This is a genomic window from Enterococcus casseliflavus NBRC 100478, assembly GCF_001544095.1.
In the GTDB taxonomy this organism is placed as follows: Bacteria; Bacillota; Bacilli; order Lactobacillales; family Enterococcaceae; genus Enterococcus_D; species Enterococcus_D casseliflavus.
The window spans coordinates 63,066-76,437 of sequence record NZ_BCPT01000012.1; the positions used below are offsets into that span (position 1 = coordinate 63,066).

Genomic DNA, 13,372 nt, shown 5'->3' on the forward strand with positions numbered 1-13,372 from the left:
TGAATCCGTTCTCATTATAGCACCTATCGGTTCATTCACAAAAACATCAGTCTTTGTCCTCTGCTGCTAGTCTGAATAACTTGATCCAAAATTTTTTTCAAGTAAAAAAAGGCCTTGCACACATAGGCCTTTTAGCTTTTCTCATCTATGAAAAAGTAACTTGATAAGCATTAGCAAAGAATCATGTTTTCGCTAATACAATCAGCCCAAACTACTTTATTTAATACTCAAAGCTCAAGTCTTGAGTCGATCACGGTTACTTTCCCACGATAAATTTTTCGATACTCTTTGGGCGTATAAGAAGTTGCTTTTTTAAATTTCTTACTAAAATAATTTGGATCATTGAATCCTACTCTAACAGAAATTTCACTGATTGATCGATCACTTGTTGAGAGTTCTTTTTTGGCAACTTCAATACGATAAATCATCAAGTACAATGAAAAGGTCATTCCTAATGTATTCTTGATCAAACGGCTGGTGTGATACCGACTTAAATGCAGGTGATCTGCTAAAGTGTCTAACGTAATATGTTCTCTATAATTTTCATGAATATAGCGCAATATCTTATGTCTTAAAGAAAGCGAAGGAGAAGCTTCATTGTTTTTCTCGACGTGCAGCAAGGAAATCTGATTGATGGATTGAATCCCTCGGTCCAATGCATAAACAAAATCATTGGTGATCGGTTCGACCAAATAATCGATCAAGTCGTAACGCAACGCTTTTTGAGCGATAGCAAAACTTTCTACTGCAGAATACAAAATTGCTTTTGCATTCGGATAAAAAGAAAGCAACTCTTTGTATAATTCAAAACAGTCCTCTTCGCCATCCGCATTGATCACTGCAATCTCAACCATCTGCTCAAGACAGGTACGCTGAAGTGCTTTTTTCGAATCAACCATTGGAAGCAAGATGACATTTGGGAAATGACGATCAATCAAACGAACCATCTCGCTAACTGCTCTTCGCTCTTCGCTGTCAATGATCAATAAATTACACACGAAATTTTCTCCTTCGCTAAAAATTCATAGTCGGTTTCTCTATTTTCGTTTATTTTTCTTGAAAATCAATGACCATCCGTCCTTTGATTTTTCCTGAAAGCATTTCATCAAAAATATCGTTGATCTCTTCTAACTGACGCATGACTACTTTAGGAACGACTTTCCCTTCCGCTGCAAATTGGAAAGCTTCTGCTAAATCAGTTCGTGTTCCAACAAGGGAACCGACAATCTTAATCCCATCCAATACAAGTCGAGGAATGTTCAAGTCCATGCTTTCTGGTGGGAGACCGACCGCTACAATCGTACCGCCCGCACGAACAGCATCAACAGCAGAATTGAAGGCTGCTTTTGAAACAGCTGTTACTACAGCTGCATGTGCGCCGCCGGTTGCTTCTTGAATGATTTTTGCCGCATCTTCTTTCGCAGGATTGATTACAAGATCAGCGCCATGATCTTTTGCGAAGTCCAACTGTTTGTCGTTGATATCGATTCCAATCACTTTTGCATTAAAGACATTTTTAGCATATTGTAAGGCTAGGTTTCCTAGTCCCCCTAAACCATAGATGGCGATCCATTGACCTGGTTTAATGTCAGAAACTTTTACCGCTTTATATGTGGTTACACCTGCACAAGTAATGCTGCTGGCTTCAGCAGAACCTAAATCCTCTGGAACTTTCACTGCATAGTCAGCTACAACGATACATTCTTCAGCCATACCACCATCTACAGAATAGCCGGCATTTCTAACCGAACGGCATAATGATTCATTCCCGTTCACACAATATTCGCATGATCCACAGCTTTCATACAACCAAGCGACACTTGCACGGTCACCGATTGCTAGAGAAGTAACATCATCACCGATTGCAACCACTTTACCGATTCCCTCGTGTCCGAGTACGATCCCAGATGCATCTCCAAAGTCGCCATCTTTTACATGCAAGTCAGTATGGCAGACACCGCAACACTCCATTTTCAATAATGCTTCATTCGGACGAAGCGCTCTTAATTCTTTTTCCTCGATTTTTACAACCTTATCTTTTGATACTACAGCTGCTTTCACAAAGACACCTCTTTCAATTCGATTAAATAAAGAACTTCCTTTTATTTGTGAAGTAGTTAACTAACGCATAGAGGTCAGCAATAGCTAGATAAAAGAAAGTTCTCTATCGAGAAGATTACCATAGAAATCATCAAAAAAAGGGGAATTTATTGCTTTTTTTCTGTAATCATTTATTAGAAAACAATAATGAAATCATTCAAAATTTTTTCTTTATTTCCAGATTACATAAAATTAAAAAGTAAAAAGATAGAGATAATTCATCTCTATAAATAACAATCGTTTCAATAAAAAACACCAAGACGATCTGATAGAAGACTGTAGGATGATTTGTACTCACTGTTCTTCTATTCTTCTATTTTTATCCCTTCGATGACTTGCGATTTATTTTCTTTCAGGCGCTGAATGTCCTATTGGTATTTAGCAAGATATCCCTCGTCAATGTTTTTCTGAAAATTTCCATTCCCTTCTTCTCCTTTTCTACTCACAAAAGCAACTAGTGCACAAAGGCGGTCGATCAAACAATCGACAATCTGTACTCTGTCATTATTGGACAGCCGATAAGTATCCACAAAAAGTTTCAATCGATGGCATTGTGTTTCACTCAGACGACTGTTCCCATCAAAATACAAGGGTACCCAGCGGTACGCAGCATAAGAAACATCCCGTAACCTGCTTCATGGCCTTACTGTGTCAAAATCAAAAAGCCCAAAAGGCTCCCCAACTACGATCGGCACATAATACGGAAAAACATAGTAATCAATCAGCAACTACCTAATCACTCAAAATGAACTTCTATAGCCTAAATGTGTAGTGAACGTTTAATTAAAATCTCCGTTTATTGCCTCTTTGCCTTTTTTATAAAAAACTGCTGATCAGTAACAGTTGTTGAGAGGGAAATAAACTTGAATCTGAAGAAAGTATTCTGTCTTCGCAAAACTTTAGACGATCATTTCATGGTATCCTCTGCTAGATAAGCTAAAATCATTTATGAAAAAAGTTACTCTGACGTACATGTAATTTTTGTTGCGCCAAATGAAGCATTGAGGGAAGTTGGATAGAAGTTTCAGAAACGGCAGGCGGTTTGAATGACAAACCGTCTCCAGGCGTCATTTGCGCATGCTCCACTTAAAACATCGTAAGAAACGGCTAACGAATAGAAATAATTATTTTTGTTAGCACTACGTTTGCTCTTGAAGGAAAACCTGAATGGAATTTTTTAGAGAACGTCATTTCTTGATGTGTCTTTTTCTTGACCTAAAGTTAACTTCAGCATTTATACTAACAATACTAACTTAAGAAAGAAGGATTTATATGAGAGCAGCAATTTTTGAAAAAGCAGGATTAGTTAAAGTGGAAGAAGTAAAAAAGCCAACTTTGCAAGCAGCCGATGATGTTATTATTAAAGTTGTCCGAGCATGTGTTTGCGGTTCTGATCTTTGGTCGTATGCCCATGGCGATAGTAAAGAACCTCATTCAGTTAATGATGGTCATGAGGCATTAGGCATCGTTGAAGAAATCGGTCCAGACATTACGACTGTGAAACCTGGAGATTTTGTCATCGTCCCCTTCACCCATGGTTGTGGTGAATGTGATGCTTGCCGTGCCGGCTTTGATGGCACATGCGACCGTCATCAAGGTACAAAGAATTGGTCTAACGGTTTCCAATCTGAGTATATCAACTTCCATTACGGCAACTGGGCCCTTGTAAAAGTTCCAGGTCAGCCAGCTGATTATACGGAAGGTATGATCAAGTCTCTTTTAACTTTGGCAGATGTTATGCCCACAGGATATCATGCGGCACGTTGTGCACATGTAGAAAAAGGGGATAAAGTCGTCGTGATTGGCGATGGTGCCGTAGGACAATGTGCTGTCATCGCGGCAAAAATGCGTGGGGCTTCCCAAATTATTTTAATGAGCCGTCATAAAGATCGACAAGAAATGGCTCTTCAATCAGGTGCTACAGCTGTTGTGGCTGAGCGTGGTGAAGAGGGAATCGCGAAGGTACGCGAGATCCTTGGCGGAGGCGCGGATGCCGCTCTTGAATGTGTTGGTACAGAAGCTGCCATTACACAAGCCCTTGGTGTATTGCATAATGGTGGTCGTGTAGGTTATGTCGGCGTCCCTCACTATGACGATCGACCAATCGGTTCCACTTTTGCTCAAAACATTTCCATTGCGGGAGGATCTGCATCGGTCACAACATATGATAAGGAAATCCTGTTAAAAGCGGTGCTTGATGGTACTATCAATCCAGGCCGCGTTTTCACCCAAACCTATGATTTAGATGATATCAACCAAGCCTATGCCGATATGCAGGAACGAAAAACGATCAAATCTATGGTTGTTGTTTCAAGGGATGAATAGACAAAGCTAATTAAAAAACGCTCGTCCGAACAATGGACAGCCTCTCGATAGACAAAGTACTATAACCAGTACTTTGTCTTTTTATCTATGAAGAAAGAAAACACTGTAACAGCCTCCCCTTTTTCCACAATTAATCAATTCTAGAACTTTAAAATGATAGAACATAACGCCGAACAAAAGAAAAAAGCCCTTGAAATCAAGGGCTTTTGCTTCATCTGATAATAAATGATTAACGACGAATTTCTTTGATACGAGCTGCTTTTCCGTGTAATGCACGCAAGTAGTACAATTTTGCACGACGTACTTTACCGTAACGAACAACTTCGATTTGTGCAACACGTGGTGTGTGCAATGGGAAGGTACGTTCAACACCTACACCGTTTGATACTTTACGAACTGTATAAGTTTCGCTGATACCAGCACCGCGGCGTTTGATGACAACACCTTCAAATAACTGGATACGTTCGCGAGTTCCTTCGACAACTTTCGCGTGAACGCGAACAGTGTCCCCAGGACGGAAAGCTGGGATGTCAGTACGTAATTGTTCTTGAGTTAGTTCTTGAATCAATGGATTCATGTTTATCATTCTCCTTATTCCCAAACATTCTTAAAGCATGAAAGCTCCAGCGGAACATCGTAATAGTTGAGTTTACACTCACTGAAATATCTTACCACAGTCGACCATAGGCTGTAAAGAGAATTTTCTTGTCATGGCGCAGAATATCAAAAAAACTGGCACTATTTTAGTTGCCAGTCTTCGCTTCGTCTTCAATTTCTTTTAAAAGCTTCTGCATTTCAGCGGTCAGCGGATAAGTTTCCAGCATATCTGGACGTCGCTGATACGTTCGGCGCAAGGATTCTTTTAATTGCCACTGCTCGATCAATTTATGATTGCCATTCATCAAAACTTCCGGCACTTTCATGCCTTTGAACTCTGCTGGGCGTGTATATTGCGGATGCTCTAATAAACCAGTGGAATGAGAATCAGTTTGTGCGGAGGTTTGATTGCCCAAAACTTCTGGTAATAGCCTGACCGTCGCATCGATCATAACCATTGCCCCCAATTCGCCGCCAGTCAAGACGTAATCGCCCAGTGACACTTCATCAGTGACCAATGAACGGATTCGTTCATCATAGCCTTCATAGTGACCGCAAATAAAAACAAGGTGCTCTTCGGTAGAGAATTCTTCCGCCATCTTTTGATCAAAGGGTTTTCCCGCTGGGTCTAATAGGATCACCCGCTTTTTCGTTTCTGGTGTCGCTTCTTCGATCGCTTTGATATTGTCATAGACAGGTTGGACTTTTAATAACATTCCTGCTCCACCACCATAAGGATAGTCATCCACTGTTTGATGCTTGTTGTCAGAATAATCACGGAAATTAGAGACATTGATTTCTAACAATCCCTTTTCCCGTGCTTTGCCGATGATCGACTCTCCTAGAGGACCTTCGAACATTCGTGGAAATAGTGTCAATACATCAATTCTCATCGTCTAACAACCCCTCTGGGATTTCCACAGTGACCTGACCATTTTCAAGATCGATCGTGTGGACAACCGACTCGATATAAGGAATCAAGGCATCCTTCTTCCCTTTTCGTTGAACGACCCAAACATCATTGGCGCCTGGTGAAAGGATCTCTTTGACTTTGCCAATGACTGTACCATCTTCTTCGACGACTTCCAGACCAATAATTTCATGGTAGTAAAACTCATTTTCTGCTAGATCCACCAAATCATCCTTGGTAACTTTTAAAATGCCGTTACGAAACGGTTCAACGTCGTTGATGTTAGGATAGCCCTCAAACGTTAACAAATCAAAATTTTTATGTTTGCGATGACCTGAAACAATCAATGGTAATGGCTCTTTATTTTCACGAAAAAGTGTCAATTCAGCCCCTTTACGGTAGCGTTCTTCTGGAAAATCCGTTTGCGATATCACTCGTACTTCTCCACGGATCCCATGTGTATTGACGATTTTCCCTACGTTTAAATATTCTGTCACGTTCGTTCCCCATTTCTTCTAACTTCTGTTCTATTTTAGCATAGCAAAGTAGCGAATTCTAGCCGTTTCCTAGCACCCCCTGTTTTCCTCAAAATCATCGCGCGAAAAACGCCCCTTCGACGCTTGATCAAAGGGGCAATGTCCTAATCTGAAACTTATTGATTCATTGAAACGGCCATTTCCAATGCTGAACGTGCATCTTGATGTTGCACCGTTCGAAGCATCTTTTCTTGTTGCCAGACCACGGTAGTTGCTGTATGGTCATTTTTTCCCACATCGATAGTGATTTGACCGACCTCAGGTGCTGGAAGCATGGCTTCTTCTAGATACGCTACCACTTCTTTGGCAACCGGCACAGGATCTTGTTCCTCTTGGTTGACTGCTCGAACAGTCAATGACCAATTTCCTTCTTGCCAACTTAAATAACTGGAGCCAGCAGCTCCTTGCATATGCCCAGTAATCCCATATCCGAGATCAACGGCTTGTCCGCCATCATCCGCTGTTACATTGACCGCTGCAGCCGCTGATTGATACTCTTTTGATTGAAAAGCAGCAAGCGGTGTTTCTTCGTTCAACGCCTTGTCATTGAGAGACAATTGCTGATCAAGTCCATAATAAAGAATCGAGGCATCGGATTGACTGCCAGCTGTGGCAGCATTCAACACTTTACCCGAAGCAAGCGGAACGTCCTTTGGCAAGGCAAGATCAGGGAATACCGCTTGTATTTGGCTATAGATGTCTGTGGTGCTACTCGTATTTGAAGAATCCTCAGAAACCGCCTGACTAGTCGATGCAGTTGATTGACTGGTTTCTGACTGACTACTTTTTTGTGTTTGGGTACTTTCCACCATAGTCGTTGCTGTTGTTTCAGCTGTACTGGCTTGACTGGTTTCTTGGTCTTTTTGATTAGTACAGCCAGCCAAGGTTCCGATCGCTAGCAGCGTAACAAATAATCCTAGTTCTTTTTTCATGATGTTCCCCTCCTTATACAAAGGGTACCCCTCAATAAAAAAAATGACAAACAAGTCAGATTGTCTGTCATTTTTTTTGTCGATTTTTTAAAGACTAGTGACCCAATTTTGCAGTGATTGGAAGCCGTCCTTGATCCATTGCCAAACTTGATTGGCGATCGTCGATAGGTCGCCCCAACGAAAGTTTTGTGTCCATTGGTTCAATTGCGTCATGATCTCCTCACGATAGACCCAAATTAAAAAGAGCAACAACAAGATCCCTAGCGTTCGCCAAAGAAAAGAACCGATTTTATAAATAAAGACGAGAATCAAAAGAACGACGATCCATGCGATTAGTTGAGACATACAAGCACCTCCTCATTTTTGATTATCTCAAAACCATCCTTTTTTGTCCTCCATCTTAAGCATGAATTTTACAAAAAAAGCATTTCTCTTTGAGAAATGCTTTACACTCTTGCTTATTTACCATCAATGATATTCAAACGAACTTTTTTCGGTCCATTTGTCCGTACACTGTAAACGATCGTTCGAATTGCTTTGGCAACCCGACCTTGTTTACCGATGATACGGCCAATATCTTCTGGTGCCACAGTAAGATTATATTCCAAGAAATCATCTGACTCTACCAGCTCAAGCTTGATATCCTCAGGTTTGGTAACAAGTGGTGAAACGATCGTTAAGACTAATTCTTGCAAATCTTTCATCCAAAGTCACCTTATTTCTTAGTGAATTTTGCTTCGTGGTGTTTTTTCATAACGCCTTCTTTAGAAAGGATGTTACGAACTGTATCTGAAGGTTGCGCACCTTTAGATAACCAATCAAGAACTAGATCTTCTTTGATTGTTACTTCAGCTGGGTCTAGTAAAGGATTGTAAGTACCAACTGTTTCGATGAAACGTCCGTCACGAGGAGAACGTGAATCTGCTACGACGATACGGTAAAAAGGTTTCTTTTTAGAACCCATGCGTTTTAAACGAATTTTTACTGCCATTATTTACACCTCCATTGATTTAATCACAAGAGCTAGTTTAACAGGTTTTTCTGATGGTGTAAAGAGTTTTTTCTTTACAGCTGAAAAAAGTTTTTCTTTCCTGTTTTTTCGGCATGGTTATCTTTTGCCAGAATGAATCTGGACGCGTATCATAAATACTAGAGAAACCTTTTTAAGGTCAAATCGTTTTATTTGCACCATCCACTTACTTTTGGTAAGCTAAATGAGTAGAAAACAACAAGGAGGAATTTTACATGACAAAAAAAATCGGTTTTATCGTCGGCAGCTTGCGGGAAGGTTCTTACAATAAACTCGTAGCGAAAAAATTCGCATCACTATTACCAGAAGGTTTTGAAGCATCTTTCATCGAGATCGGCAACTTGCCTTTTTACAATGAAGATTTGGAAGTTGAAGGAAAAGTTCCTGCTGAATGGACAGCATTTCGTGAAGCATTAAGCGCCGTTGATGGTGTCTTCTTCTTTACACCAGAATACAACCGCTCTGTTCCTGCAGCCTTGAAAAATGCTTTAGATGTTGGTTCTCGTCCTTACGGTGCGAGCAGTTGGGGTGGCAAACCAGCCTTAGTCGTCAGCGTTTCTCCAGGAGCGATCGCCGGCTTTGGTGCAAACCATCACCTACGTCAATCATTAGTCTTTTTGGATATGCCTACTCTGCAACAACCAGAAGCCTATATCGGTGGAATCACCAACTTGATCGATGAAAACAATGAGATCAACCCAGATACAGTGAGCTTCTTCGAAACGATCCTTGCAAAATATATTGAATTCTTTCAACGATTCAACTAATCCATGAATCTGTATCAAAAGACCAAGGAACTCAGCGTTGAGTTTCTTGGTCTTTTTTGCGTAGAAAAATAGTTTGTATTTTTTACTTGCTTACTTGCTCAGCTTTTCGAACATAATGAAGTTCTGTCAGTTCCCCCATCTGTTTTGTTTCAACAAACGTCAAGCGCCTCGCATAATCCCCTGCTTCAAACAATCGTTTGCCGTCTCCTAAAAGAACCGGCGCAATTTGAATGAACCATTCATCAATCAGATCCGCTTCTAGTAAGGGTTTTAATAGGGAACCCCCACCCACTACCCATACGTTTTTCTCTTGTTTCAATGCTGAAACAAATGCCACTGGATCCGATTCCACTAGGATTGCATCCGGCAACGGTTCTTTTTGTGTACGGGAAAAAACATAATTTGTCGTTTCGGGATACAACAGTCCTCCATCCATAAGTTTTTTTGCTTCTTGATAGGTCTTTCTCCCCATCACTGTCGCATCGATGGTTGCAAAAAATGCTTCATAAGTCGTGGCGACACCGGTATCAGTTTGAAACAGCCAGTCCAGTTGATCCTTCAGACCTGCTAAATAGCCATCGAGGCTGATCGCACCATAGAATATCACTTTTCCCATTATGCTCGCTCCTTTATTCTTTGTTTGCTGCTGATGTTCGACAAACACAAGTGACTAAATGATCGTTGACCATGCCGACAGCTTCCATAAAGGCGTAAATAATGGTCGTTCCGACAAATTTAAACCCTCGCTTTTTCAAATCTTTCGCTAGCTGATCAGAGATTTCCGAATGGGTCGGTACATCGGATTGCTGCTGAAATTCATTAATGATTGGCTGATGATCGACATATCGCCACAAGAATGCGGAGAAACTGCCGTATTCTTGCTGGATTTTTAAAACTTCTTGGGCATTGATGATCGCTGCTTCAATCTTTCGTCGATTGCGAATGATTCCGGGATTCATCATCAGTTCTTCCACTTTTTCTTCCGTATAGTTCGCTACTTTTATGATATTAAACTGATCGTATGCTGCATCGAAATTCGTCATCTTGTTTAAAATCGTTTGCCAGCTCAATCCTGCTTGATTCATATCTAACACCAGTTTTCGAAACAACTGCTGATCCTCGTATTCAGGTTTCCCCCAGATTGTATCATGATACTCCTGCATTGCTGGTGTACTGTTGGCCCACTCACATCGTTCCATTGTCCTCATCAGCTCCTTTTTGCTTATTTTATCATAAAAGACTTTACTTCCACTAGTGTACTACGTATACTAGTACACATAAATGAAAGGAGCTGATTTTGTGGTTCGTATTAACAAAGCCAGCAGCAAACCTTACTATGAGCAATTGGTTTTAAGTATCAAAGAAGATATTCTGAACGGTGTTCTAACCGCCGGAGATCAAGTGCCTTCGGTTCGTGAAATGGCCAAGCACCTGTTGATGAATCCAAATACAGTCAGCAAAGCCTACAAAGTATTGGAAAATGAGCAAGTGCTTGTCACCATCAAAGGAAAAGGCACCTTTGTGAAAGTTACTGAGGATCTGCCACGCGATGAGATTCGGATCTTACAAGTGAAAGAACGTTTGAAAGAATTGGTGATCGAAGCACGCCATTTACAGATCAGCATGCGTGAGCTGAGCGATTGGATGAATGGCTTTGAACAAGAGTTAGGAGGCGATCCACAGTGAAGATCGAACATGTGACCAAGAAAATGGAACAAACAACTATCTTAGAAAACGTGAACTTCTCTTTGGAAAAAGGAGAACTCGTAGGATTGATCGGCCGCAATGGTTCTGGGAAAACCACGTTGTTTCGGACGGTCGCTGGACATTATTTACTAGATGATGGCGAGATTTCAATCGATAACCAACGCCTGGATCAGCACCCGGAATTAAAAGAACAGCTTTTTTATATCGATGAAAAAGAAAACTTTCTGGCTGCCTACTCGTTAAAAAAAATCAATCAATTTTATCGGCTTGCTTATCCGAATTTTGATCAAAATCTTTATTTAGAATTGATGCAAAGCCATGGTCTGCCGCTAACGCTTTCTTACCGGCGAATGTCAAAAGGAATGCAAGGTCTTTATAAGATGATTCTAGCGATCGCTTCAAATGCGACGTTCTTACTGTTAGACGAACCTTTTGATGGGCTTGATGTGATCGTCCGTAAAAAAGTGATCGGACTATTGCTGGAAAGCCTCAGTGAGTCGAATCGTACCGCATTGATCGCTTCCCATAATCTAAATGAATTAGAGCATATTATTGATCGTGCCTTGTTGATCAAAGGGAAAACGATTGAAGGAGACTACCGTTTGGAAACGATTCGCGAACAATCTCGCAAACTCCAACTTGTCTTTCGCAGCAAACAGATTCCTCCCCTTATCAAGCAGCGCTCCAAGCTGATTCAAAAACAAGGACGGGTTCTGACCGCTTTGTTTGACAATTACACAGAGGAGCTGGCGGCTGAGATCCAGCAACTTGATCCTTTGGTTTTCGAAGAATTGCCATTGACCTTGGAAGATCTGTTTGAAGCAAATTTACGACAAGAGGCATTAGTGGAAGGATAGAGGCGGAAAACGATGTTAAGCAATATATTTAAAGAACGCTACGGCAAGCTGCTGATCGGCTTTTGTTTTGTCTTACTCTTAATGTACCTTGGTGATGGCTGTCAATCACAAAAAGCCTGGCATCAGCAAGAACGCTATTTGACATCTGAAGAATTTATCAAAGATTTCAACGAAAATCGAGAGTACTATGTCAAAAGCTACAAGGGTGAAACCCCGGTTTACTTTGATTCGGCAACAGAGTACCGCGATGCGGTATTGACGATCAGCAATGAGTCCCCTGATGAGATTTATTACAATCGCCCTTATATGACCACCATGAATCAATTTGTGATTGTCTTCCTGTTTATTTGGGGCTTCTTGTCCTTTTTTGTCGATGGCCGCACCAATTTCAATCGCTTTTTATTTGCTTTACCCTTTAGCAGAAAGCACGTCTTTCACAAGAAACTGCTTTTTATCGGCTTACCCTTGACCGCTTGTTTAGTCTTGGGTCTGTTAGGTCATATCCTGATCGAATACACGATGATCCCAGCTCGCTATCTCGCTGTGCCGCTTCAAGACGTGCTGCTTTCTGCCCTTAGTACCTTGGCAACGAATCTGCTAGTATTTGCTGCAGGTCTCTTGTTAGGCGTTTTGCTGGGGAATCTGTTTACTGGCATGCTCTCGGTCTTCTTCACTATTTCTCTAGGATCAATGGGGTATAGCTTTTTCCAATGTACCCGCGAGTTTTTTAGTTTTGTGTTTCTTGGTCATGGGGATTTTCTGATTCCTTTTCAAACGTGGATCGATTGGCCGCAAGGATATGTCTACCCTTGGTGGCTGCTGCTCCTTTACCTCGGCTTGAGCGGCTTGCTGATTCTTGCTGCCGAAAAAGTGTTCTCGAAAATCTCTTTAGAAAATGACGGTGATTATTTAACGATCCCTAAATTGCGCGCACCAGTTTATTGGCTGCTTTCTTTGGGAACCTGGTTCTATTTATCCATGATTTCTTATTACCCACTAGAAATTTTTTACCGTAATCTCTATGAGGGGTATGATGTCAGTCTCTGGAACATCGCTCTTCGGCTCGGTTTATTACTGGTTGCCTGCTTATTCATCAGTTTGCTGCTTGTCTATCCTAAAGCGCTGATGAATTGGTGGTACAAACGAAAAAACAAACAAATCAGTGGAATATAAAAAAGCATCCCTGCAACATGTTCTTGTTGCAGGGATGCTTTTAAGTTTAATGTTTAGGTTTGTCGTCGTCTTTTTTGTCAAAGAAGTCATTTACTTTACGAGAAACATCATCCGCAAAATCTTCAACCTTATCTTTGGCTTTCCCATATTTATTTTGGGTTTTGCCTTTTAATTCTTCGGAGTCATCTCCTGTAAGTTTCCCTTTTGTTTCGGTTACTTTTCCTTCAATGCGATCTTTGTTTGTCATCGTAAAAAACTCCTTTCATACTTGCTATAAATTAATAGTAGCACCATTTAACAAAAAGCACGAATGTTCTGCTTCTATCCTATTATTAGAGTTGTCCGCAACGATAGTTGATCGCTATTTTTGACTCTTGGACGATTTGAGATATTCGGTAGAAAGCTGGCTTTCTCTATAAAAAAGGATGTTCTCTAGAT

General features: G+C 40.9%; 17 protein-coding genes. 5 read left to right on the top strand and 12 right to left on the bottom strand.

The window, feature by feature from the left end:
• Positions 1-227: 227 nt before the first annotated feature.
• Both ECA1_RS11375 and adhP read right to left on the bottom strand, forming a co-directional pair.
• Positions 228-947 (bottom strand): response regulator transcription factor, encoded by a 720-nt coding sequence (locus ECA1_RS11375; RefSeq protein WP_171805173.1) that lies wholly within the window; start codon positions 945-947, stop codon positions 228-230.
• Between the two features lie 100 nt (positions 948-1,047).
• On the bottom strand, positions 1,048-2,061 hold the full coding sequence (gene adhP / locus ECA1_RS11380; protein ID WP_005229064.1) for an alcohol dehydrogenase AdhP: 1,014 nt from the start codon (positions 2,059-2,061) through the stop codon (positions 1,048-1,050).
• Positions 2,062-3,372: 1,311 nt separating this feature from the next.
• Between adhP and ECA1_RS11385 the strand changes: the two genes are divergently transcribed.
• The gene (locus ECA1_RS11385; RefSeq protein ID WP_060792530.1) at positions 3,373-4,425 is read left to right on the top strand and encodes a zinc-binding dehydrogenase; all 1,053 of its coding nucleotides are present in this window, start codon (positions 3,373-3,375) and stop codon (positions 4,423-4,425) included.
• A gap of 229 nt (positions 4,426-4,654) precedes the next feature.
• Here ECA1_RS11385 and rplS read toward each other — a convergent pair whose 3' ends face one another.
• The 7 genes from rplS to rpsP form a co-directional block, all read right to left on the bottom strand.
• Positions 4,655-5,002 carry a 50S ribosomal protein L19 gene (gene rplS, locus ECA1_RS11390; RefSeq protein ID WP_002357176.1) on the bottom strand — a complete coding sequence of 116 codons (348 nt, stop codon included), beginning with the start codon at positions 5,000-5,002 and terminating at the stop codon, positions 4,655-4,657.
• Positions 5,003-5,168: 166 nt separating this feature from the next.
• Positions 5,169-5,915 carry a tRNA (guanosine(37)-N1)-methyltransferase TrmD gene (gene trmD / locus ECA1_RS11395; protein WP_010749727.1) on the bottom strand — a complete coding sequence of 249 codons (747 nt, stop codon included), beginning with the start codon at positions 5,913-5,915 and terminating at the stop codon, positions 5,169-5,171.
• Positions 5,905-6,429, bottom strand: coding sequence for a ribosome maturation factor RimM (gene rimM / locus ECA1_RS11400; RefSeq protein ID WP_005228921.1), 525 nt, complete (start codon positions 6,427-6,429; stop codon positions 5,905-5,907). The genes trmD and rimM overlap by 11 nt, the downstream gene beginning before the upstream one ends.
• A 155-nt stretch (positions 6,430-6,584) precedes the next feature.
• Positions 6,585-7,400: a hypothetical protein gene (locus ECA1_RS11405; RefSeq protein ID WP_060792531.1), complete on the bottom strand. Its 816-nt coding sequence runs from the start codon at positions 7,398-7,400 to the stop codon at positions 6,585-6,587.
• 87 nt (positions 7,401-7,487) lie between these two features.
• Positions 7,488-7,745 carry a hypothetical protein gene (locus ECA1_RS11410; protein ID WP_060792532.1) on the bottom strand — a complete coding sequence of 86 codons (258 nt, stop codon included), beginning with the start codon at positions 7,743-7,745 and terminating at the stop codon, positions 7,488-7,490.
• A gap of 113 nt (positions 7,746-7,858) precedes the next feature.
• A complete protein-coding gene (locus tag ECA1_RS11415; RefSeq protein ID WP_005228918.1) occupies positions 7,859-8,104 on the bottom strand; it encodes a KH domain-containing protein in 246 nt (81 codons plus the stop codon).
• 11 nt (positions 8,105-8,115) lie between these two features.
• Complete coding sequence (gene rpsP, locus ECA1_RS11420; RefSeq protein WP_005228917.1) at positions 8,116-8,391, bottom strand: 30S ribosomal protein S16; 276 nt, start codon at positions 8,389-8,391, stop codon at positions 8,116-8,118.
• A 254-nt stretch (positions 8,392-8,645) separates the two neighbouring features.
• On the opposite strand from rpsP, the gene ECA1_RS11425 reads away from it, so the two are divergent.
• A complete protein-coding gene (locus ECA1_RS11425; RefSeq protein WP_005228916.1) occupies positions 8,646-9,197 on the top strand; it encodes an NADPH-dependent FMN reductase in 552 nt (183 codons plus the stop codon).
• A gap of 82 nt (positions 9,198-9,279) precedes the next feature.
• Here ECA1_RS11425 and ECA1_RS11430 read toward each other — a convergent pair whose 3' ends face one another.
• A complete protein-coding gene (locus tag ECA1_RS11430; protein WP_060792533.1) occupies positions 9,280-9,813 on the bottom strand; it encodes a dihydrofolate reductase family protein in 534 nt (177 codons plus the stop codon).
• A gap of 13 nt (positions 9,814-9,826) precedes the next feature.
• Complete coding sequence (locus ECA1_RS11435; protein ID WP_060792534.1) at positions 9,827-10,396, bottom strand: DNA-3-methyladenine glycosylase I; 570 nt, start codon at positions 10,394-10,396, stop codon at positions 9,827-9,829.
• A 100-nt stretch (positions 10,397-10,496) separates the two neighbouring features.
• Between ECA1_RS11435 and ECA1_RS11440 the strand changes: the two genes are divergently transcribed.
• The 3 genes from ECA1_RS11440 to ECA1_RS11450 are packed head-to-tail and all read left to right on the top strand — an operon-like array spanning position 10,497 to position 12,934.
• Positions 10,497-10,883 carry a GntR family transcriptional regulator gene (locus ECA1_RS11440; protein WP_005228910.1) on the top strand — a complete coding sequence of 129 codons (387 nt, stop codon included), beginning with the start codon at positions 10,497-10,499 and terminating at the stop codon, positions 10,881-10,883.
• On the top strand, positions 10,880-11,761 hold the full coding sequence (locus ECA1_RS11445; RefSeq protein ID WP_060792535.1) for an ATP-binding cassette domain-containing protein: 882 nt from the start codon (positions 10,880-10,882) through the stop codon (positions 11,759-11,761). Before ECA1_RS11440 ends, ECA1_RS11445 begins: the two co-directional genes overlap by 4 nt.
• A 12-nt stretch (positions 11,762-11,773) precedes the next feature.
• Positions 11,774-12,934, top strand: a complete 1,161-nt coding sequence (locus ECA1_RS11450; protein WP_060792536.1) for an ABC transporter permease — start codon at positions 11,774-11,776, stop codon at positions 12,932-12,934.
• A 46-nt stretch (positions 12,935-12,980) separates the two neighbouring features.
• Here the strand turns inward: ECA1_RS11450 and ECA1_RS11455 are convergent, their stop codons facing one another.
• Positions 12,981-13,181, bottom strand: coding sequence for a CsbD family protein (locus ECA1_RS11455; RefSeq protein ID WP_008377398.1), 201 nt, complete (start codon positions 13,179-13,181; stop codon positions 12,981-12,983).
• Between the last annotated feature and the right edge of the window lie 191 nt (positions 13,182-13,372).